Source organism: Clostridium sp. LIBA-8841 (assembly GCF_057782475.1).
The window spans coordinates 706,298-729,865 of the sequence record NZ_CM173488.1; the positions used below are offsets into that span (position 1 = coordinate 706,298).

A 23,568-nucleotide genomic window follows, 5' to 3' on the forward strand; every position below is an offset into this window, starting at 1 on the left:
TGTAAATTTAAGGTAAAAATTAAAATTTATGAATAATTTTTTTTAGGAGAGCATAAAGTTTTAAAGTTGAAATATATTCATGGTATTTTAAAGTTTGAAAAAAATTAACAAAAAATATTTGTTGAAAAAAGTCATATAGATATTTCACGGATAATATAAGAAAAGCTTGTTAGATAAAGGGTTATAAGCAAATGAAATTAATAGGAAATTAACTTTAAAAAGAAAAATCAGTATTAAATAGAGATGATTTTTTTTACAAATTTATTATAACTATATGGAAATTAAATTAATCATAAAAAAATAAATAAATAGAAAAAAATGTGAATTTTTTAAGACTTTAACAGAAAAATAAAATGGTGTAACATGATTTTCGAAAGAATAATTTTTTCGTAAATAAAGATTATAAAAACTAATAAGGGGACAAATATGGCAGAGAAAAGATATCAATTTTTTATAAAAAGAATTTTCGATATATGCATTGCTTTAGGAGGACTGATATTTTTATTACCAGTTATAGCTATAGTTGCAATATTAGTTAGAACTAAGTTAGGAAGTCCTATTATATTTACTCAAGAAAGGGTTGGAAAAGATAATAAAGTTTTTAAAATGATGAAGTTTAGAACAATGCGAGATGGAGTAGATAAAATGGGAAATATCCTTCCAGATGAAGAGAGGTTAACTCCTTTTGGAAAAAAACTTAGATCTTCAAGCTTAGATGAACTTCCAGAATTAATAAATATACTAAAAGGTGATATGAGTTTAGTAGGGCCAAGACCATTACTTGTTGATTATCTTCCTTTATATAGTAAAGAGCAAATAAGAAGACATGATGTTATGCCTGGGTTAACAGGATGGGCTCAGATTAATGGTCGTAATGCTTTATCATGGGAGAAAAAGTTTGAGTTGGATATTTTTTATGTGGATAATTGGTCGTTAAAACTTGATTTTAAAATATTTATTTTTACTTTTTATAAATTGTTTAAAAAGGAAGGAATAAGTCAAGAGGGTATGGCTACCACAGTTAAATTTAATGGGAGTAATTAATAATGAAGGATTTAGTAATAATAGGTGCTGGTGGAGTAGGACAAGAGTTGATTTCAATTATTAATCAAATAAATAAGAGAGAAAAACGTTGGAATGTATTAGGATTTATTGATGATAACCAAAGTATACAGGGCACTGAGATCCTAGGATATAAAGTTTTAGGAGGAGTGAATTGGTTACTAAATTACACTGCTTATAGAAAAAATATTGATGCTGTAATAGCAATTACTAATTATGCTGTAAAAAAGAATATTGTAGAAAAAATTAATGGTAAGGTTAGCTTTGCAACATTAATACATCCAGATATTTATATTCACGAAAGTAATAATATTGGGGAAGGAACAATTATTTATCCAGGAGTTATTATTACCGTTGATATAAAGATAGGAAATCAAGTCATTATAAGCCCAAAATGTGGAATAGGTCACAATTCGGTAATTAAAGATTATGTTTCTCTTTTATGGAATGTTAATATTTCAGGGCATGATCATATAGAAGAAGGTGTTTTAATAGGTTCGGGTTCAACTATTATTCAAAATAAAAGAATTGGACAAGGAGCTATAATTGGGGCTGGAGCCGTTGTAGTTAAGGATGTAGATAAATGGACAACTTCCGTAGGAGTTCCAGCTAGGACTATTAATTTATGAATTAAAGGAGGTGTGAACATGAAAAAAGTCCTATATGTAACTACAGTTAGTAGAACTGTAAATGCATTTTTAATTCCTCATATAGAGATGCTTATAGACAATGAATATGAGGTTCATTGTGCTTGCTCTATAGACAAAGAGATTGATAAGAGGTTAATAAAAAAAGGTATTAATATTCATAATATATCCTTTAGTAGAAATCCTTTAAGTTTAGATAACTTAAAGGCTTTTAAGGAGTTAATAAAGATACAAAAAGAAAATAAATATGATATGGTTCATGTTCATACTCCTATAGCCTCTATATATGGAAGGCTTTTAAAAATTAAATTTAAGAAGTTAAAAACAATTTACACAGCTCATGGATATCACTTTTTAAAAAATGGACCAAAGATTGGTTGGATTTTATATTATCCTATAGAAAAAATTATGGCTAAGCTTACAGATGTAACTATCAATATAAATCAGGAAGATTTTGAAATAACTAAAAATAAGCTGAAACCTAAAAAGGCTTATTTGGTAAATGGTGTTGGATTAAATCTCGATGAATATAGTTCTTTAGGAAAAGAAGAAAAAAGTAAAAAGAGAGAGGTGTTAGGCTTAGAGGAAGAGGATTTTGTAGTAATAATGATTGCCGAGCTTAACGAAAATAAAAACCAAATTCAACTCATAAAGGCAATGGAATTGTTAAAGGATAAATATCAAAATATAAAATGCCTAATTGTTGGAGAAGGTGATAAGCTTCAAGGTTTAAGAGAAGAGGTTAAAAATAGAAAGTTAGAAAAAAATATAATTTTCTTAGGGTTTAGGACAGATATAAATGAATTAATAAATGCAAGTGATATAGGAGTACTTCTTTCATATAGAGAAGGGTTACCTAGAAACTTAATGGAGATTATGGCTAATGGCAAAAGAATAGTTGCTACCAATATAAGAGGAAATAGAGATATTATTTGTAATGACTTTATTGGAAGTTTAGTTGAAATTGATGATTTTGAGGCTACAGCTAAAGCTATAGAAAATTGCTATTTAACATCAGCTAATGAAGAGGGAATTTTAAAAGAGGTTAAAAACTATGCGATTTCAAGTGTATTAGAAGAACTTAAATTTATATATAAGAACCTTCAAGAAGGAGGGAGTTATAATGAAAAAATGTCTTCATATATTACCAATGAATAAGTTAAGTGGAGCAGAAAAAATGGCACTTCTAATGTGTAAGAATATGAGGGGATATACTCCAGTAGCGGTATGTGGTGGAAGAGCCTTAAGAGAAATTTTTGAAAAAGAAGGAATAGAAAGCTATGACATAACTTTTTCAAATAAGAAATTATTCAAGACACTAAGTAGTTTAAAGAATATTATAGAAAAAAATGATATAAAAATAATTCATGCTCATGATAATAATGCTTCCTTAAATGCTTATTTAGTAAAAAGAATTTTTAGACTAGATGTTAAGGTTATATCTCATATACATAATTGCTACCCATTCCTAAAAGATAAAAATGTAAATAAGCTTTTGGATAGTTATCTTAGACCTAGATATGACTATAACATAAGTTGTGGAAAGTTAGTTTTTGACTTTTATAAGGAAAATACTAAGTATTTTAGAGAAGATAAAACAGAAATATTATCTAATGCTATGGACATAAAAGAAATAAATAGTTTTGACAGAAATAAAAGCAATGAAATTATAAATGAGTTTAATATTCCAAGGGATAAAAAAATATTTGGATTTATAGGTAGATTAGATGAGCAAAAGGGTATTATTCCATTTATAAGAGAATTTTCAAAACACAAGGAAACTTTTAGTGATTGTAAATTTCTTTTAGTGGGAAGTGGTTCTCAAGAGGATAAAGTTAAGTCTCTAATAAAAGAATTAAAATTAGAAAAATATTTTATATTAACTGGATTTCAAAAGGATACGTATAAATTCTATCCAATAATAGATGTATTTTTCTTGCCGTCTTTATATGAAGGACTGCCAATGGTTTTACTGGAAGCAATGGCATTTAAAAAGCCAATAGTCTCTATGGATGTAGGAAGTATCGGTGAGGTAATAAATCGAAAAACAGGTGTCTTAATAAAGGAAGGAAATTACAAAGAATTTATAAAAGCTTTAGAAGACATGAAGAATGATAAAGACAAAGCCATAAAATATGGGGAAGAAGCAAATAAATTTGTAAGTGAAAATTACAATATAGAGTCTTATGTTAAAAAAATAGAAAAAAATTATAAAAAATTAATAAGTTGATTTAACAAGGAGTAGTAGTGTGGAAAAGTTACTAACAGTGTTTACACCATCATATAATAGGGCATATATATTACACAAGTGTTATGAAAGCTTAAAAAAACAAAGTTGTAAGGATTTTAAGTGGCTAATAGTAGACGATGGGTCTACTGATAATACAAAAGAATTAGTAGAGATGTGGAAAAATGAAAATAATGGTTTTGAAATAAATTATATTTATCAAAATAACCAAGGTATGCATGGTGCACACAACACAGCATATGAAAATATAGATACAGAATTAAATGTATGTATAGATTCAGATGATTATATGCCAAAGGATGCAGTGAAAAAGATAAAGAAAAGTTGGAATAGAGTAAAGCATAATAAAAAAATAGCTGGCTTAGCTGGGTTAGATGCTTATGAAAGTGGCGATATAATTGGAGGAAGTTTTCCAGAAGAATTAAAAGAATCTACTCTGTTTGAGATAAATAATAAATACAAAATACCAGGCGATAAGAAGTTGGTATATAGAAGCGAGTTAACTAAAAAGTTTCCATATCCAATATTTGAAGGAGAAAAATATGTTGGACTAGCTTATAAATACTATAAGTTAGATGAAGAGTATAGATTAGCACTAACAAATGATGTTTTATGTATAGTTGAGTATTTAGAAGATGGTTCATCTAAAAATATGATAAAGCAATATAAAAAAAATCCAAAAGGATTTGCTTTCTATAGAGTTGAAAATATTAAGAACTCAAGAGCCACATTAAAATTTAAGTTTAAAGAAAGTGTGCATTATGTATCCAGTTCTTTTCTTAGTAGAAACAAAAATTTCTTAAAAGAATCTCCATACAAAATATTAACTTTATTATCAATTCCATTAGGAGCTTCACTTTATTTATATATAAAGAAAAACGATTGATTAACAAAAGAATGAAAGGAGAAATTAATGGCTGCTTTTTATTTTGCTTTAATATCATCATATGTACTTTCTTTAATAGCTAGAATAGTGAAAACAAAAAAAAAATATCCTAATTTATATTTTTCTATTTTTGTTATATTGATTTTGGCATTACTTGCTGGATTAAGATGGGGAATAGGTGATACTCCGGCCTATGTTCATTTATATAGTTTAATAGAACCGGGATATGATCCAAAGGGTGGATACGAACCAGGATTTGTTTTATTTTTAGCAATTTTAAAAGGTATATCAAAGGATCCACAGTTTATGATATTTGTTACAGCCGTAATTACTACAGTACTAAATTTATGGACTATAAGAAAGTATTGTAAGGATAGTTACTTTGAATTAGCTGTTTTTACATATATAGCATCAGGATATTATTTAGTAACTATGAATGGAATAAGACAATCTTTAGCAGCATCGATAATTTTTGCAGGAACTTCTTTCATAATAAAGGGAGAATTTAAAAAGTATTTATTCTTATGTATTTTAATGACCACTTTTCATACTTCAGCTTTTGTTATGATTCCAGCGTACTATGTTGTACGAACTGAAGCTTGGTCTAAGAAAATATATCAACTATTAGTATTATTTTTAATAGGTATGATTTTATATGAGCCATTAATGGAAATTATATATAAATTATTAGGAAATTCTAAATATGCTGATTATCAAAACTTTAATGAAGGTGGAAGTAATATATTGAGAGTTATAGTATTTGCTGTACCGGTAATTTTATCTTATATAAAGAGGGATAAATTAAAAGAATGGACGGAGGCAAATGTTTTTATAAACATGTCATTAATTAGTTTTTTAATAATGGGATTTTCTTTATATAATTGGATATTTGCAAGATTTACTATATATTTTCAAATTTATAGCTTCGTACTATTAGCATATATTATAAAGAAGTGTTTTTTTGGAAGTGAAAGACGGTTAATTTATTTTGGATTTTTAGTATGTTATTTCTTATTTTTTATATATGAATATAAGATAAGTTTAAGAATTGTTTATAGTAGTAATTTTAGTATAAGCAAATATTTTTATTATGTGATTGAATAAAGGTTAATTAGGAGGATGAAATGAAAAGAATACTTCATATAGTAGGTGGAATGAATATAGGTGGAACAGAGACTATGCTTATGAACCTATATAGAAAAGTTAATAAAGACGTAAGTTTTCATTTCATATCCTACTATGAAAAAGAAGCTTATTATGATAGAGAAATTGAGTCTTTAGGGGGAAAAGTAATAAGAATAACTTCGCCTAATAAGGTTGGTATGGTTAAGTCAATAAGAGAATTATGTATGGTTATAAGGGAGAATGGTCCTTATGAAGCAGTTCATGCACACACTCTGTTTAATTGTGGAATTGCTATGATTGCAGCCAAAATATGCGGAGTTAAAGTAAGGATATCTCATGCACATACAAACTTAGATAATGATATGAGCTTTATTAGAAAAGTATATATGTCATTAATGAGAGGCATTATAAAAATTTTTTCTACCAATTATTTAGCATGTAGTGATGATGCAGGAAAATATCTATTTGGACAATGTATAACAAAAAATAAGAATTACATTAAACTTCCTAATTATATAGATTATTTAAAATTCTTAAATTGTAAGGAAAGTAATATAAGAAAAGAGTTAGGAATAAATGAATCAGATGTTGTGGTTGGCCATATAGGAACATTTAAGACTTCTAAAAATCATAGTTTCTTAATAGATACAATAAATAGCATGATTAAAGAAAATAACAATGTTAGATGCATATTAGTTGGAGATGGAGAGCTAAGAAATGAAATGGAAAGTAAGTGTAGGAATTTAGGAATATATGATAGATTTTATTTCTTAGGATTAAGAGAAGACACAGAAAAAATTCTAAATTCATTAGATTTATTTATTTTTCCATCTATATATGAAGGACTAGGGTTAGTTATGTTGGAAGCTCAAGCTTGTGGCTTACCTTGCTTAGTCTCTGAGGCCATACAGCCTGAGGCAGATTTAGGGTTAGGGTTAGTAAATAAAATAGAGTTAAAAGATGAATCTAAAGTCTGGAGTGAAGAGGCTTTAAAGTTAGTTGGAAGAAAAGATAAGAATCAAAAATTAATAAAAAAAGCTTTTAAGAATAAGGGATACGATTTAGAAAATATAATAAATACTTTATTAAAGGTTTATAAGTTTAATTAAGATAGGAGGTGAAGTTATTGAAAAAAGTATTAATAGGATCCTTCGATATGGAAGTTGGAGGGGTTGAGAGAAGTCTTATAAGTATGCTTGATAACTTTGATTATGATAATTATGAAGTTGATTTAATGTTATATAGTCATACTGGAGATTTAATGCCTTTACTTACTAATAAAGTTAATCTCTTAAAAGAAGATAGTAAATATGCAACCTTTAGAGAATCTATAAGTGAAACCTTAAAAGAGGGGCATATTTTCCTTGGGACTTCAAGAATTTTAGCAAAAATATTTGCAAATTTAAAGGGAAAGTTAAACAAAGTCCATGAGTATGGTATTTATCAGATGCAGCTTATGTGGAAATACAGTCTTCCTTTCTTACCAAAAATAGAAAAAGAATATGATGTTGCAATAAGTTATCTTTGGCCTCATTACTTTATAGCTGAAAAAGTAAAGGCTAAGAAAAAGATAGCTTGGATTCATACTGATTATTCAACTATAGAAACAGATGTTAAATTAGATCTTAAAATGTGGAATAAATTTGACTATATTATTGCTGTATCAGAGGAATGTAAAAATGCTTTTTTAGTAAAATACCCTAGCTTAAAGAAAAAACTTAAGGTTATAGAAAATATAACTTCACCGGAATTTATAAAAAAGATGGCAGAAGAAAAGGTAGAAGAAAACATAGAAAAAGATAATAGCTTTAAAATACTTTCTGTAGCAAGGCTTTCTCATGCTAAGGGAATTGATAATGGAGTAAAAGCCTTAAAGCTTTTACATGAAAGAGGATTAACTAATATTAAGTGGTATGTAGTAGGCTATGGTGGCGATGAAGAGGTTATTAGAAGTTTGATAAAAGAAAACAATCTTCAAGAAAGTTTTATCTTATTAGGAAAGAAAACTAATCCATATCCTTATATGAAGACATGTGATTTATATGTACAACCTTCTAGGTATGAAGGTAAGGCTGTAACTGTAGGTGAAGCTCAAATATTAGGGAAACCCGTTGTGATAACAAACTACACCACAGCAATAAGTCAAGTTAAAGAAGGCTTTGACGGATATATATGTGACCTATCTGTTGAAGGGATAGCAGATGGAATAGAAAAACTATTCAAAGATGAAGCATTAAGAAAAAGTTTGACTCTTAATTGTGAAAAAAGTGATTATGGAAATCCGTATGAGTTAAATAAACTGTATGAATTGATAAATTTATAAGGTTATAAGTCATTAAATAATTAAAGGATAATTTATTTAATGTTTTGAAAAATATTGGGTTAGTTTGTGGAGGAGTTTTATGTTGCCTAAGGTAAGTGTAATTGTTCCTATATATAAAGTAGAAAATTACTTAAATAGGTGTGTTGATAGCATAATAAATCAAACATATGAAAATTTAGAAATAATATTAGTTGATGATGGCTCACCAGATAAATGTGGAGAAATAGCTGATTGTTACGAAAGAAATGACAGGAGAATAAAGGCTCTTCATAAAAAAAATGGAGGATTATCAGATGCAAGAAATTATGGAATGGATTTTGTAACTGGAGATTATGTTCTTTTTGTAGATAGTGATGATTGGCTTAAGGCAGGGATGATAGAAGTACTTGTGAAAAATTCCATAGAATTAAATGCAGATGTTGTTCAATCAGGATTTTATTATGCTTATGAAAATTATTTGCTTTATGATAATAGATATTATTTAGAGGAATCGAAGCCTATAGTTTTAAAGAGAGAAGAATTAATGTATGAGCTTGTTGTAAATGAAAGAGTAAAAAATTTTGCATGGGGAAAGCTTTATAAAACAAGTTTAGTAAAAGATATATCATTTAAAAAAGGTGTTCTTTTTGAGGATGTTTTTTGGGCACATAAGGTAATGGATAGAGTAAACAAATATGTAATTATTCATAAACCAATGTGTTATTATATGCAGCGTGAAGATAGTATAGTAGCCACATATACAGAAAGGAACTTAGATATTTTAAAAGGACTTAAGGAAAGACATAGGTTTATAGAAGAAAAATATAGTAGCTTAATAAGTGAATCTCATAAGATACTTTTCAAAACAAGTGTCATTCATTATCAGTTGCTAAAAAAGAAGAAAAATATAAAAAATAGAGAAAACCACATGTATGGTATTAAAAAATATATTAGAGATGACTATAAAGGTATAAAAAAATCTCTTGAAAATGAAACAGAATTAATGTGGCAGTTAAAATTATTTAAAATCAATCCTACTATAAGTGAAATGTATATGCTTACAAATAAAGTTCTTAGAAAATTAAAACTTAAGAAGGCTGAGGATGGCTTAATGAAAATAGACCTTTAAATAAGGAGTAATAAAGAATGAATGAGAAAAAAGAAAAGTTCAGTAAAGCAATAGTAATAGCAATAACTAAAATTTTTAATTGCCTGCCAATAAAGAAAAACAAGATTTTTTTTTATAGTTATTATGGAAGTCAATATGGATGTAATCCTAAGTATATTTCAGAATACATAGTTAAAAATTATCCAGGAAAATTTGATTTGGTTTGGGCTTTTAGTTCATTAAAATCTAAGGGAAATATACCTGGAGTAAGAAAAGTCAAAATAACATCATTAAGATACATTTATGAATTATGTACATCTAAGATAATTATAACAAATTTTAGAACAACAGATACTTTTATAAAAAGAAAAGATCAATATTATATTCAAACTTGGCATAGTTCTTTAAGACTTAAGCAGATAGAAAGAGATGCAGAAGATACTTTGCCAAAAGATTATGTTAAAATGGCAAAGTCTGATTCTAAAAAAATAGATTTGTTATTATCTGGATGTAAGTATAGTACAGATATTTTTAAAAGAGCATTCTGGTATGATGGAGAAATTTTTGAACATGGAACGCCAAGAAATGATATTTTCTTTGAGAAAAATACTATGGCAAATCAAGAGATAAAATATAAGCTAAATATAAATAAGGATAAAAAGATAATATTGTATGCTCCTACTTTTAGAAAAAATAATGGATTAGAAGTTTACAACATAGACTATTCTTTAATCATCAATAGTTTGAAAAATAAGTTTAATAATGATTGGTTTTTTTTAGTTAAGTTACATCCGCATTTAGTTTCTAAGTCAAGGGATTTAGTATTTGGAGAAGGTGTAATAGATGTAACTTCATATGATGATATACAGGAGTTATTAAGTGTATCAGATATATTAATTTCTGACTATTCATCATTAATGTTTGATTTTGCTTTAAGTGAAAAACCATGTTTTTTATATGTACCAGATTTAGATGAATATACAAAGGCAGATAGAAAATTATATTTTGATATAAAAGCTCTTCCTTTTATATCAGTAAAAAATAATATTGAGTTAAAAGCTGCTATAGAAGATTTTGATTTATATAAATACAAGAAAGGTTTAAAAGATTTTTCAAAAGAAATAGGGAGTTTTGAAGAAGGAAAATGTTGTGAAAATTTATTGAAACATATAGAGGAAGTTTGTTTTAAATAAGGGGGATATAGGGATGAAAAAATATAGGATAGGTTATACAACAGGGGTTTTTGATATGTTCCATATTGGACATTTAAATATAATAAAAAGGGCAAAAGAACAGTGTGATTATCTTATAGTAGGGGTTAGTACTGATGAGCTAGTTCAAGAATATAAAAATAAAAAACCAATAATACCTTTTGATGAAAGATGTGAAATTGTACAAGCTTTAGAATACGTAGATAGAGTTGTTGCTCAAGAAAATAGAGATAAATTTTGGGCCTGGAAAAACCTAAACTTTGACGTAATGTTTGTTGGAGATGACTGGAAGGGTAAACCATTATTTATAGAAGTTGAAGAGGAATTTAAAAAAGTTGGTGTAGATATAGTGTACTTTCCATACACAAAGGATACATCTTCAACTATATTAAGAGAAAAATTAAGTTTTATTAAATAAAAATGAGGTAGTTAAATGAAGCCAGAAATAAGTATTATAGTTCCTATATACAATGTAGAAAAATATTTATCCAAGTGTATAGAAAGTATATTAAATCAAACATTTACTGATTTTGAATTAATTCTAGTTAATGATGGATCAAAAGATGGAAGTGGAAAGGTTTGTGATGAATATGCTTTAAAAGATAATAGAATAAAAGTAATACATAAGATTAATGGTGGAGTAAGCTCAGCTAGAAATTCAGGAATTAATTTAGCTTTAGGAAGATATATTGGATTTGTAGATCCTGATGATTATATAAGAAAAGATATGTATGAAAAATTATATTATATATGTAAAGATGAGAATGCAGATATATCTATATGTAAGTTAGGTAGAGAAATTAATGGGAATTTAGTTGATAAAGAAGATACCGAGTCAATTATTGAATTAAATAACATTGATGGATTAAGAGAATTATTTAAAGGGATTTTATACAGGTTTTCATTATGTAATAAATTATTTGAACGAGAATGTTTTAGAGACGTAATGTTTCCAGAAGGAAGAATACATGAGGATTTATCAACAACTTACAAGCTTTTTGCAAATGCTAAAAAATCGATATACCTCGATTATACTGGGTATATATATGTAAAAAGAGAAAATAGTATTCTTACAACCACTTATAATGAAAAAAGACTACAAGCATTTATTGGTTGGGATGAAATATTAGAATTTATGATGAATAAGTATCCAATGCTTGAAGAGAGAGTTGTTGCATGTTTTGGATACGCATGTATAGATCATATTAACTATATTATAAATCAAGTTATTGGATTTGATGATAAGTATAGATTATTAAATTTTATAAGAAATGAAGTAAAGAAAAGATTTCATTTATTAATTAGAAATAAAATATTAACAAATAAGATGAAAATAACAATGATATTGTTAAGTTTAAATAGTAGATTATTAATAATTTTAAAGTCTAAAAGGAAAAAGTGATTTATGAAAAAGTATTTGATTATTAATGCAGATGACTTTGGTTTAAGCAATTCCATTAATGAAGCAATAATAAATTTGTTAAATGAAAACAGAATATCATCTGCTACATTGATGCCTAATGTTGCTTCTTATGATCAAGCTGCTAGTTGGAGTAAAAATAATTCTAATAGTATAGGATTACATCTTACACTTGTAAATGGAGGATCAAATAAAAAATTTAATAGTTTAACAAGAAAAGCTTCATTAGAGGATGATTCAGGGTATTTATTTGAAGATAAGTTTTATTTTATGAAAAATTTCAAATACAAGGAATTGAAGAAAGAAATTGATATGCAATTTAAAAAAATTGTAAATGATGGTATAAAAATTTCTCATGTAGATACTCATAGATATGCAATATATCCAACTCATAACCCATTAGCATATATTTATTTATGTAAAAAATGCAAAGAATACAAAGTAGCAACGAGATGGTGTAGAAGAGGTCCATATTTTGTGGGTGAAAAAATTTCCAATTTATGTGATTCATATCCAGCTTCACAATTTTTTGCTTCTATAGCGGACATTTATAATGTTCCAATACCTGATTATGTTTTTAAATTTCCGTATAAAGATTTACTTATTGACTATGAGGAGAAAAAGAAGGGATTTATAGAAATGTTGAGTAAATTACCAAATGGAATAAGCGAGGTTCATATACACCCGTCTGTAGATGATAGGGATATAAGAGAGATTACTGAAACATATGAAGAGAGGATACATGAATACAATTTATTATTAGATAAAGATGTCATTGATGCTATAGGTAAGTTTGGAATTAATATAATAAAGTATTCTGATATATCCTCTATAATAAAGCCACAAAATAAACTTAAATCTTTTTTCAATATTATAAGATATGGAAGTAATTACGCTTTTAAAATTTTATATAAAAAGATAAGAATTAGTTAATTAGAATATAAAGGTGGTATAGTAAATGAAAAAGAAAATACTATTTGTTATAGATTCTTTACACTGTGCTGGAGCAGAAAAAAGTTTAATAACACTTTTATCATTAATAGATTACTCAGTTTATGAAATTGATTTACAATTATTTGGATATGGTGGATCATTAGAAGAATTAATACCCAAAAAGGTTAAGTTATTAAAACCTCTTCAGTATACAGAGTTTGCAAATTTAAGTATAAAAGAATCAATTTTATATTCTATAAGAAAAATGAATTTTAAAATGTTGAATTCTAGAATTAAATTTTCTAAGGAAATAAGAAAAGAAAAATATAGTAATGCTCAAAAGGCTAGGTTATTTTGGCAATGTGCTTCAAATGCAATAGAAATTAATGAGAAAGAGTATGATATTGCTATAAGTTATGCTCAAGGAATTCCAACATTTTATGTATCAGATAAGATAAAAGCAAGAAAGAAGTATGCTTGGGTTAATGTAAGCTATAGGTTAGATCAAGTCGAAAAAACATTTCAAAAAAAATATTATGATAGGTATAACAAAATTATAGCAGTCTCTCATTCAACTAAAGATATATTATTAGAAACTTTTCCTGAATATCATAGCAAGATTGAGATTATATATGATATAAATGATCCAAATTTTATTTTTAAGATGGCTAATATAGGGAAAAGTTACGAAGATGAATTCAATGGCATTAAAATACTTACAATTGGAAGACTAGCTATGCAAAAAGGTTATGATATTGCATTAGATACATGTAAGAAGTTAAAAGAAAAAGATGTTAATTTTAGATGGTATGCTTTAGGAGTAGGACCGTTAAAAGAGGAAATAGAAAAATATATAAAAGAGAATGATTTAGAAAATAACTTTAAGCTACTAGGAGTCAAACCTAATCCATATCCATATATAAAAGATTGTGACATTTATGTACAAACATCTAAATTTGAGGGGTTTGGATTAGCTATTGCAGAAGCAAGAATGTTAAATAAACCTATAGTAACTACTAGATTTGATGCTGTTTTTAATCAGATGATTCATGAAAAAAATGGACTAGTTGTTGATATGAATTCGCAAGGTGTTTATGAAGGAATAGTTAAGTTAATTAATGATAGTAATTTAAGAAGAAGTATAGTTGAATATTTAAGAGAAGAGAAAAAAGGTAATTTAGAAGAATTTGAAAAGTTTCATAAATTACTTGAATCTAGTTAAAGGATAAATTTATATGAAAAGTATATTATTTATGGCAATAAATATGAATATTGGGGGAACTGAAAAGGCTTTATTAACAATGATAAATCAATTATCAAAAGAAAAGTATAAAGTAACTATTTTATTATTAGAAAAGTATGGTGGATTTTTGGAGCAAATTCCAGATTGGGTTGAAGTTAAATATGTCAATGAATATAAAGAATTAAAAAAATATATTAATGAACCACCACAAACTTTAGTTAAAGAGTTGTTAAAAAAGAAAAAATATATTAATGCACTTGAAGTTTTTTTAAATTATTTTATGTCAAAGTTTAAAGGTGATATTTCTTGTTATTATAGATATTTATTAAAGAATGTAGATAGTTTAGAAGAGAAATATGATATTGCTGTAGCATATGCTGGACCGATGGATTTCATAACATATTTTGTTGCTAATAAGATAAAGGCGAAGAAGAAAGTACAATGGATTCATTTTGATATAACTAAAGTTGGATTTAACAAGAAGTTTGCTGAAAAAGCATATAGTAAGTTTGATAAGATTTTTGTTGTTTCAAGGGAAGGGAAAAATAAAGTAGATAGTTTAATACCAAGCTTAAAAAATAGAACAGAGGTATTCTTCAATATTATATCTTCAGATTTTGTAAATAAGATGGCAAATAAAGACGAAGGATTTACTGATGATTTTGATGGAATAAGAATATTAACTGTTGGAAGATTGAGCAAAGAAAAGGGACAAGATATAATAATTCCAGTTTTAGAAAGATTAAAAAAGGATGGTTATGAGGTTAAGTGGTACTGTATCGGTGAAGGTGTTATGAGAAAAGAACTTGAGTACATGATAAAAAATAAAAATCTTAAAGAAAATTATATTCTCCTAGGAAGTAAAACAAATCCTTATCCTTTTATGAAAGAATGTGATATATATGTTCAAAGTTCAAGACATGAAGGTTATTGTATAACTCTCGCTGAGGCTAAATGTTTTAACAATCCTATAGTAACAACAAATTTTACTGGAGCTAGTGAGCAGATTAAAAATGGAAAAAACGGTTTAATAGTTAATTTCAATGAGGATCAAATATACATGGCTATTAAAAGAATTATAATAGATAAAAAGTTAAGAAATTTAATGAAAAGTAATCTAGCACAAGATTTAGTTGATACTACAGGGGAAATAGAGAAGTTTGATTTTTAAGTTTCTAGAAGAGGGATGATGAGCGTAATGAAAAAAATATTATTCATGGTTAGTAGTATGAATATTGGTGGCGTTGAGAAATCGTTACTTTCTTTGTTATCAATAATTCCTAGAGAAGAATATGAGGTTACTGTTTTACTTTTAGATAAGAGTGGAGGGTTTTTAAATCATATACCTAGTTGGGTTAAAGTTGAAGAGGCAATGTGGTTTAAAGATATAAAGCCTATAATAATGGAAGCACCACAAGTAATATTAAAAAATTATATAAAGAAAAAGAAGTATATTGACGGAGTGCTATTCACATTTTCCTACTTTATAGACAAGCATTTTAAAAATAGATATCTTTATTATAAAAATATTTTAAGAAGTATTCCTATAAAAGAAGATGAATATGATGTTGCTATAGCTTATGCAGGACCAACAGAAATAATAGATTCATATATAACACATAAAGTTAAGGCTAAAAAAAAGATTGGATGGGTACATTTTGATGTATCAAAACATGATATTAATACTAATTTATATTTAAAATTATATAGTAAAATGGATAAAATTTTTATTGTATCTAAAGAAGGAAAGGCTAAGTTCGATAAAAAATTTTCATCAATATCAAACAAATCAGAAGTTTTTAAAAATATAGTTTCAAAAGAAGTGATAAGAGATATGGCTTGTGAAAAAGTAGATTTTGATGACGCTTTTGAAGGAATAAAAATAATAACTGTAGGGAGACTTTCAGTAGAAAAGGGCCAAGATTTAGGAATAAAGGCATTAGCTAGATTAAAGAAAGCGGGATATAAAGTTAGATGGTATTGTGTTGGTGAAGGAAATTCGAGGAAAGAATATGAATCTATTATAAAGGAATATAAGTTACAAGATGATTTTATTTTATTAGGTGCTAAGACAAATCCATATCCTTACATGAAAATGGCAGATATATATGTTCAGACATCAAGACATGAGGGATATTGTTTAACTCTTGCAGAAGCAAAAGTATTAAATAAAGAAATAATAACAACGAATTTTACTGGTGCTAATGAACAGATAGAGCAAGGTAAAACAGGACTTATTGTAGAAAGTAATTGGGAATCTGTATATGAAAATATTAAACATATTATTGATAATAAATTGAGAAGAGAAGAAATTTTATAAAATGTATCTAAATTTATATTTGGTATAACTAAGCAAAGGTGTAATGATATCTAAAAGAGAGGTTAAAATGAGAACAAAAAATGCAGTTAAAAATATTTCTATGAGTTTAATGGCTCAAATTGTAATTATAATATTGGGTTTTATATCAAGAAAAGTATTTATAGATAACTTAGGAACAGAATATTTAGGAATAAACGGATTATTAACAAACGTATTATCAATGATGGTCTTGATTGAAAGTGGTATTGGTATAAGTATAGTCTATAATTTATATAAGCCTTTAGCCGAAGGTAATAAGGAAAAAATAACAGCATTGGTTACTTTATATAAGAAGGCATATAAAGTATTAGCTTTTATAATTATTGGAGTTAGTGTTACATTATATCCTCTATTAGGAAAAGTAATGAAAACAGAGAAACAAATATCAGGATTATTATTAGTTTATGGTATATTTGTGCTTAAAAATGTAGTTTCATATTTAAATGCATACAAATGGGCCTTGATAAATGCGGATCAAAAGGGATATGTTTTAACTAGAAATAATTTGATTTTTCAGATAGTAACAACTATTTCAAAAATCATAGTGCTTATGATAACACAAAATTATTTGCTTTTTTTGTTTGTAGAATTGTTAATATTTGCAATTCAGAACCTTGTTAATACAAAAGTAGTTAAAGAAATGTATCCATATGTAAATTCTAAATATAATTATTCTATAGATTCAGAAACTAAAAATAACATAAATAAAAATGTGAGAGCTATGTTCTTACATAACATTGGAGGATATCTTGTTTTTAGTACAGATAATATTTTAATATCTTCATTTATAAATGTTTCAACAGTAGGATTATATTCAAATTATACTATGATTATAGGACAATTATCTGGATTGCTATCTCCAATAATCGGGGGGATAGGTGCTGGTATTGGAAATTTAATTGCAACAGAAAATGAAGAAAAGGTTTATGAGATATTTAAAACTACATTTTTCATAAGCTTTTGGATATACTCTTTTGCAACTATATTTTTATATAATTTACTAGAGCCGTTTATAAACTGGTGGATTGGAGAAGGATATTTACTAAATGAGTTTGTATTTTCAGTAATATTGATTAATTTTTATATTAATGGTATGAGAAGTGTTATAGGAACATATAAAAGTAAAGCAGGATTATTTGTACAAGATAAATACATGCCTGTTTTAGAGGGAATAGTAAACTTGGTAATGTCACTAATACTAATAAAATACTTAGGACTAGTAGGTGTTTTTTTAGGAACAACAATAAGTACACTTATTGTTCCTTTTTGGAACCAACCAAGAATAGTCTATAAAGAATTATTCAAAAAATCAGTAAGCAAATATTTTGTTACATATTTAGTTTATTTAATAATAATGTTATTAGTGGGATATTTAACAACTAATATATGTAATTTTGTAGTTAATGGATATAGTTTTATATCATTGATAATTAGAGGAAGTATATGTGTAATTATTCCTAATATAGTTTATTGTATATTATTTCTTAGAACAAAAGAATTTCAGTATTTATGGTCCTCTATTAAGAATCAAATAAAGAATACAAGACTTTATAAGATAGATTTATAAATTTTACTTATATATAATTAAAATAAGAGTTAAATAACAAGAAAAAGATATTAGAAAATATTATAAATTTTTATAAAATAAAGAATTGAATAACAAGATAATAGGAGATGTTATGGAATTAAGTAGGGAGCAAATTAAAATAACAAAGGGTATAGCAATATTATTTATGTTATTATTACACTTATTTTGCATTAAATCCTATGAAGGATTGTACACACCTTTAATATTTATTGGTGATGTCCCACTGGTATATTATTTGGCTTTATTTGGAGATTGTTGTGTAGTGATATATTGCTTTTGTAGTGGATATGGATTGATGATAAGTTATGAAAATAATAGACAAGAATATTTAAGAAAAAATTTAATAAGAATTTTTAAGTTGTATATTAATTTTTGGATTATATTATTTATTTTTGTAGTAGTTTTAGGATTTATAACTGGGAAAAGTAATGAGTATCCAGGTAGTTTGAAAACATTTTTGCTAACTTTTACAGCAATATCTCCAGGTTATAATGGAGCTTGGTGGTTTTTAACTACATATATAATATTAGTTTTAGTATCACCTTGTATAAATAATATTATTAAGAAGCATAATGTTTATGGAATTCTAATAATTTCATTTATATTTTATTTTTTAGCATATATACAAAGAATAAAAGGGATAATAATGTTAGAAAATGAAATGTTAAATTGGGCAATCAGGCAATTAGCACTCTTTGGAACATCACAACTTCCTTTTTTTATTGGAGGAGTATTTGCTTATAGAAGGATTTATTCTAAGCTATATAATATTTCGAAGAAAATAAAGTATAAAAATGCCTTGGGAATTTCAGTAATATTTTTAATGATTATAGCTCATGGGTTTGTAGAGAGTTTATTTGTGGCAGTATTTACTGGAGTAGTGTTTATATGTATTTTTAATATTATAGACAAACCTAGATGGGTTAATAATTTATTGGATTACTTAAGTAATCATTCAACAAATATGTGGTTAATTCATATGTTCTTTTATATGATTTATTTTAAAGAATTAGTTTTTGCACCTAAATACAGTTTTTTCATATTTTCATGGCTAATAATTTTATGCCTAGTTAGCTCATATATTATTAAATTAATAGAAAAGCCTATAAATAAGGTTTTGGATAAATATTTAAATAAGAATAATGCTATGGCAAAGTAAATTTGCCATAGCATTTTTTTATTTCTCTTCAATTTTTAAATTTGGATTTTGTTTTGCTTTAGGATCGCATAGTTGTAAAGTTTGTGGAGAAAGGGTGTTATTTATTGATAATAGATTTATATTATTAAGTGTTTTATCTGTAAGCCCTATCACTACATAGGATGAATTAGGAAGGTTTATAGTGTTTGAATCTAGAATTAAGTCTTCTTGAGGAACTAAATCTCCAGCACTTCCACCAGTTCTATCATCATAGAAGTTAAAAAGTCCTATAGTACTATTTGAATTAATTATATTATTTCTTAATACTATATCTTTTTTCATTGCATAATGAGGAAGTTTCAATAAAAAGTCAGTATTGTTTATTGTGCAATTCTCTAAAGAGATATTAGCACCTTTATACCAGTATGGGAATTGGATTTTGAAGTTTGTTATTTTAGAATTTTTAATATTGTAACTTGCATCATAGTATCCAGCATTACAATTCCAGTTAGAAAGTGTGCAATTGTTTAAAACAAAAGTTCCATGAAGATTACCAGAAACATTTTCTAATTTGCAGTTTTCATAAATTCCACCATGGTTTTCTTTTGACTTATCATGAATATAACAATCTTTAAAATTACCAATAGATAATGATGAATAAATGCCCGGTTGAGGGGTTGAGTCTCCGATATCACATCTAAGATATAGTCCAGTACCAATCTTATTTTCAGCACTCTTTTTAATTATAGAATTTTTAACAACAAGTTTCCAATTATCATTATCTACATATCCAATTTTGATACCTCCATTAATAGTATTACTATAGAATCGGCTATAGCCGGTTCTTAGTTTGTTTCCATGTCCTAAATTAGCATCTGTTAATCCTTTTGAATTTCGTACTATATAGGAATTTGTTCTTTCCCAAAAATATAATTTGCCACCCTTCATTTCTTCAATAATAAAATTATGACCAGCAGCTGTTAAAAATTCATTATAAGGATTATCATAAAAATTAAGTCCTCTAAAGGTCGCATCTTGCATTAAGTCCCAACCATCTTCTGCATCAAAGGCACATTTAGCTAGTGATTGTCCTGATTTTGTAAATTCACAGTTTTCTACTAACATATCTTTCATAGCAGCAGGAGCTAAGCCAACAGCTCTACAGTTTTGAAATTCTACATTTTTAAATGCACAGTGAGTTGGTACTCTAAAAAGTTGAACTGAAAGGTCCGTTGGTTTATCTGTACTTAGTAATGTTACTTTCATGAATTTAGCATCTTTAGGAACGCTAATTCTCCTATATTGGTATCCATCAACTGATTTTAGGAACTTTTTATTCTCATCATAGAAGTGAGATATCAAATTCCAAGTAGATGCTGAATTACCTTGATAACCTAAATATCTACTAATACTTAAATAACCAATATCTCCATATCCAGTTATATCTATGAAATTTGAAGTAGTTCTACTATCAGAAGCAATAGCTTCACCGTTACTTCTATCTACATCTCCAAGAGTAAAAGCATCATCAATTTTTTTAGGATAAATATAAGTGTAACCAAGAGATTTATCTCTTGAATTAGCGATTCCATTAGTTCCACCATATCCAGTTATATCTTTTACAACTAGGTTTTCAAAGGAGCTATATTTGCTTTCTCCACCTATACTTATGCCATGAACCCATTCTGAACTATTAGGTGAGTTAGCATAGTCGTGACTATAATAATCTCCTTCTATAATTCCATTTATTACGTGTGAATCAAAGGTGTTATTTAAATCAACCATTAAAGCTCTATCACCAGTAAATTGATTTTGTTTAAAGGTAGCACCATTCATATCAATAGTAAAATCTGTTGGTATATATATTGGCTCTAAGTGGTCTATTCTGTAAACTCCTTTTAAAAGAGTAACTTTATTAAATCCTTCTGCTTTTTTGTCATCTAAAAACTTTTGTAATCCAAGTCTTGTATTTTTAGATTCTTCCATAACAGCATTTTTATTATAATCAGGTGCATATTTTACTATGGTTTCTCCCCACCATTGACCAGGTTCTCCAGTACCTTTTGTGTCTGCAATGATACAAGTATAAGTCTTAGGTGATGGAATTATGCTTTTTGCGGCTTCTTCAAGAGCAGCTTTTACTGTTGTAGAGGTTGGGTTTGTTATATTTAGAGTTTTTACATCTTTTACTTCATAATTATCTGTATTTTTAATGTTATATTTTATTAAATCAGCTTCGGTCATTATATATTCATTAATTAAAGCTTGGTTTTCTGTAGAATTTTCACATTTACAAACATAATCACATTCACATTTTCCAGAGTAAACTGTTTCTGCTGTGCAATCATGAGGAGCTTTAAATTTACAAGAGAACTCACATTCACATTTTGGTTTTGGAATTTCAGTATTTTTTACTAGGAAAAAGTTAAAAAGTTCATGAGAGTTTCTTCCATACTGGTCAGTAGCTATTATTGAGAATTTTTGTTCACCTAAATTTGCGAATTTTCCAAGGTTTACTGAATGATCTCCACCTTTTAAGTCTTTCATTACGATATCATCTTTTCCATCTATTTTAACTGTAACAGTGAAAGTATAATCAAAAGTTTCTTCAACATATTCAGTGTGGTTGTAGTCTGTTATATAAAAGTCTATGATTACATCTTCACTTGGAGTTACTACAGGTTTTATATAATAGGTTGAAATATAGGGAACTTCGTTAGGATTAACACTACTTAATGGAGTATTTAAAGAAGACGAATATATCCCGTATGCTCCAGAAAGGAATAGGGGAGCAATTAAAAATTTTAAAAGGTTAAAGCTAGATTTTTTATCACATTTTTTCATAAAAAGAAGTCTCCTTTATTTATATATTGAGGGATAAAATTTAATAAGTTTTTCTAATAATAGTTTATTAAATAGGAATTTAAGTTGTTCTACCAATTATTAATATTTAAACAAGTTATTTATTATGTCATTTAAAAATAAATATCTTTTTTATTTCTAATTTTCACAGCTCATTCTCACTTTAATTCATATTTATATAGTGAAGACTTATTTATCACTACAAATGTAGGGTTTAGTTTACTTAATAAAAGAATTGTTTAGTGAGGAGAGTATTTTTATTTTCTTTACTTTTACTAGCAAAAGAATAAGCTGTTTCATTTATGTATTTATTGTAAAAATATAGAAAATAATAAGTTTTTTTATTGAGTTTTAGAATTTATAATGATAAAATTAATTTACAATAAATAACATAACAGTATAAGTTATGTAAAATAACTTGTGGTAAATAGTTTTAAATAACATAACTGATAAATATTGATTTGGAATGATAGGATTTCTAAGTTTAAAGTTAAATACTCTAGGAAAGTAAAATTTTTGTTTGTGGAAATTAGAATTTTATTGGTAGTAGTTATCAGATGAATTTTTGGTTTGAGAGATTTTAAAATTAAGAAAATGATAGGTATTATGTTAGGGGAGAGTATGAGTTATGGAAAGAAGAGCAAGTGAGTTAAGAAACAAGAGGTTAGTTTGGCTTAGAGAAAATGCAAAGAAAGGAAATAAAGTTGCAATCAATGAACTTATTTTAAGAGCAAAGGATGGGGATAAGGATGCTATGGCAGAAATCATAGGGTTATATGAAGGATTAATTCATAAGCATGCGTCTAGATTCTTTTTAAATGGTTATGCTCTTGAGGATTTAGAGCAGATTTCTAGATGTGTTGTTATTGAGTCAGTTCATAAGTTTGATGGAGATTTTGGTTCAGATTTTATATTTTTTGTAAGTACTAATGTTAAAAATAAGCTTGGAACAATGGGGAGAAAAAAGGATAATAATGAAAACTTTTCAAGCTTAGAAGAACCTACTAGATCTGGAGTTATTATTAAGGATACTCTTGAAGATAAAGTTTCGATAGAGGATGAGTATATAGAAAAGGAAAGAATAAGAGCTTTAATAAAAGTATTGGGGTCATTACCTAAAAGTGATAGAGAATTCATATTATATGTTCATAAGGACAGAGGAAATCTACAAAAATATTATGAAGAGCATAGAGATGAAATGACTTATGGGAAGGTTAGACATAGAAAAGATAGCTTATTAAAAAAGATTAGAGAAGCAATGAAAGATTATAAATAGATAATTTACTTTTTAGATGATATGTCAAAGTGAAAAAGAATAAAACCTATAAACTATTAGATTATTTAATAATCCTAGGGGAAAGGGTATAAGTTTTATTTTAAGTAGTTTTTGATATATCATCTTTTTATTTCTTCAATATTTAAACTTATTATTAAAA

At 26.8% G+C, this 23,568-nt stretch carries 20 protein-coding genes; 19 read left to right on the forward strand and 1 reads right to left on the reverse strand.

Annotation, left to right across the window (positions count from 1 at the left end):
- The first annotated feature begins 426 nt into the window (after positions 1 to 426).
- The 18 genes from AC2A4K_RS03015 (at position 427) to AC2A4K_RS03100 (ending at position 19,291) form a co-directional block, all read left to right on the forward strand.
- Positions 427 to 1,044 (forward strand): sugar transferase, encoded by a 618-nt coding sequence (locus AC2A4K_RS03015; RefSeq protein WP_322504449.1) that lies wholly within the window; start codon positions 427 to 429, stop codon positions 1,042 to 1,044.
- Positions 1,045 to 1,046: 2 nt separating this feature from the next.
- Positions 1,047 to 1,691, forward strand: coding sequence for an acetyltransferase (locus AC2A4K_RS03020; protein WP_322504448.1), 645 nt, complete (start codon positions 1,047 to 1,049; stop codon positions 1,689 to 1,691).
- A gap of 18 nt (positions 1,692 to 1,709) precedes the next feature.
- Entirely contained in the window at positions 1,710 to 2,867 is a 1,158-nt protein-coding gene (locus AC2A4K_RS03025; protein ID WP_322504447.1) for a glycosyltransferase family 4 protein, read from the forward strand.
- Positions 2,833 to 3,939, forward strand: coding sequence for a glycosyltransferase (locus AC2A4K_RS03030; protein WP_322504446.1), 1,107 nt, complete (start codon positions 2,833 to 2,835; stop codon positions 3,937 to 3,939). Before AC2A4K_RS03025 ends, AC2A4K_RS03030 begins: the two co-directional genes overlap by 35 nt.
- A 19-nt stretch (positions 3,940 to 3,958) precedes the next feature.
- Entirely contained in the window at positions 3,959 to 4,843 is an 885-nt protein-coding gene (locus tag AC2A4K_RS03035; RefSeq protein ID WP_322504445.1) for a glycosyltransferase family 2 protein, read from the forward strand.
- Positions 4,844 to 4,870: 27 nt separating this feature from the next.
- Positions 4,871 to 5,947 carry an EpsG family protein gene (locus tag AC2A4K_RS03040; RefSeq protein ID WP_322504444.1) on the forward strand — a complete coding sequence of 359 codons (1,077 nt, stop codon included), beginning with the start codon at positions 4,871 to 4,873 and terminating at the stop codon, positions 5,945 to 5,947.
- A gap of 20 nt (positions 5,948 to 5,967) precedes the next feature.
- A complete protein-coding gene (locus tag AC2A4K_RS03045; RefSeq protein WP_322504443.1) occupies positions 5,968 to 7,077 on the forward strand; it encodes a glycosyltransferase family 1 protein in 1,110 nt (369 codons plus the stop codon).
- A 17-nt stretch (positions 7,078 to 7,094) separates the two neighbouring features.
- A complete protein-coding gene (locus tag AC2A4K_RS03050; protein WP_322504442.1) occupies positions 7,095 to 8,291 on the forward strand; it encodes a glycosyltransferase in 1,197 nt (398 codons plus the stop codon).
- 79 nt (positions 8,292 to 8,370) lie between these two features.
- Positions 8,371 to 9,399 (forward strand): glycosyltransferase family 2 protein, encoded by a 1,029-nt coding sequence (locus AC2A4K_RS03055; RefSeq protein WP_322504441.1) that lies wholly within the window; start codon positions 8,371 to 8,373, stop codon positions 9,397 to 9,399.
- A 17-nt stretch (positions 9,400 to 9,416) separates the two neighbouring features.
- Entirely contained in the window at positions 9,417 to 10,571 is a 1,155-nt protein-coding gene (locus AC2A4K_RS03060) for a CDP-glycerol glycerophosphotransferase family protein (RefSeq protein WP_322504440.1), read from the forward strand.
- A gap of 13 nt (positions 10,572 to 10,584) precedes the next feature.
- Positions 10,585 to 11,007 carry an FAD synthase family protein gene (locus AC2A4K_RS03065; RefSeq protein ID WP_322504439.1) on the forward strand — a complete coding sequence of 141 codons (423 nt, stop codon included), beginning with the start codon at positions 10,585 to 10,587 and terminating at the stop codon, positions 11,005 to 11,007.
- Between the two features lie 15 nt (positions 11,008 to 11,022).
- Complete coding sequence (locus AC2A4K_RS03070) at positions 11,023 to 11,991, forward strand: glycosyltransferase (protein ID WP_322504438.1); 969 nt, start codon at positions 11,023 to 11,025, stop codon at positions 11,989 to 11,991.
- 3 nt (positions 11,992 to 11,994) lie between these two features.
- Entirely contained in the window at positions 11,995 to 12,942 is a 948-nt protein-coding gene (locus tag AC2A4K_RS03075; protein WP_322504437.1) for a carbohydrate deacetylase, read from the forward strand.
- A 25-nt stretch (positions 12,943 to 12,967) separates the two neighbouring features.
- Positions 12,968 to 14,164, forward strand: coding sequence for a glycosyltransferase (locus tag AC2A4K_RS03080; RefSeq protein ID WP_322504436.1), 1,197 nt, complete (start codon positions 12,968 to 12,970; stop codon positions 14,162 to 14,164).
- A 13-nt stretch (positions 14,165 to 14,177) separates the two neighbouring features.
- Positions 14,178 to 15,356 (forward strand): glycosyltransferase, encoded by a 1,179-nt coding sequence (locus tag AC2A4K_RS03085; RefSeq protein ID WP_322504435.1) that lies wholly within the window; start codon positions 14,178 to 14,180, stop codon positions 15,354 to 15,356.
- A 27-nt stretch (positions 15,357 to 15,383) separates the two neighbouring features.
- The gene (locus AC2A4K_RS03090) at positions 15,384 to 16,505 is read left to right on the forward strand and encodes a glycosyltransferase (RefSeq protein ID WP_322504434.1); all 1,122 of its coding nucleotides are present in this window, start codon (positions 15,384 to 15,386) and stop codon (positions 16,503 to 16,505) included.
- 67 nt (positions 16,506 to 16,572) lie between these two features.
- The gene (locus AC2A4K_RS03095; protein ID WP_322504433.1) at positions 16,573 to 18,111 is read left to right on the forward strand and encodes an oligosaccharide flippase family protein; all 1,539 of its coding nucleotides are present in this window, start codon (positions 16,573 to 16,575) and stop codon (positions 18,109 to 18,111) included.
- A gap of 112 nt (positions 18,112 to 18,223) precedes the next feature.
- Positions 18,224 to 19,291 (forward strand): acyltransferase family protein, encoded by a 1,068-nt coding sequence (locus AC2A4K_RS03100; protein WP_322504432.1) that lies wholly within the window; start codon positions 18,224 to 18,226, stop codon positions 19,289 to 19,291.
- Positions 19,292 to 19,309: 18 nt separating this feature from the next.
- On the opposite strand, the gene AC2A4K_RS03105 is transcribed toward AC2A4K_RS03100, so the two are convergent.
- Positions 19,310 to 22,114 (reverse strand): hypothetical protein, encoded by a 2,805-nt coding sequence (locus AC2A4K_RS03105; RefSeq protein WP_322504431.1) that lies wholly within the window; start codon positions 22,112 to 22,114, stop codon positions 19,310 to 19,312.
- 646 nt (positions 22,115 to 22,760) lie between these two features.
- Here AC2A4K_RS03105 and AC2A4K_RS03110 point away from each other — a divergent pair.
- Positions 22,761 to 23,408 (forward strand): RNA polymerase sigma factor, encoded by a 648-nt coding sequence (locus AC2A4K_RS03110; RefSeq protein ID WP_322504430.1) that lies wholly within the window; start codon positions 22,761 to 22,763, stop codon positions 23,406 to 23,408.
- The last annotated feature ends 160 nt before the right edge of the window (positions 23,409 to 23,568 follow it).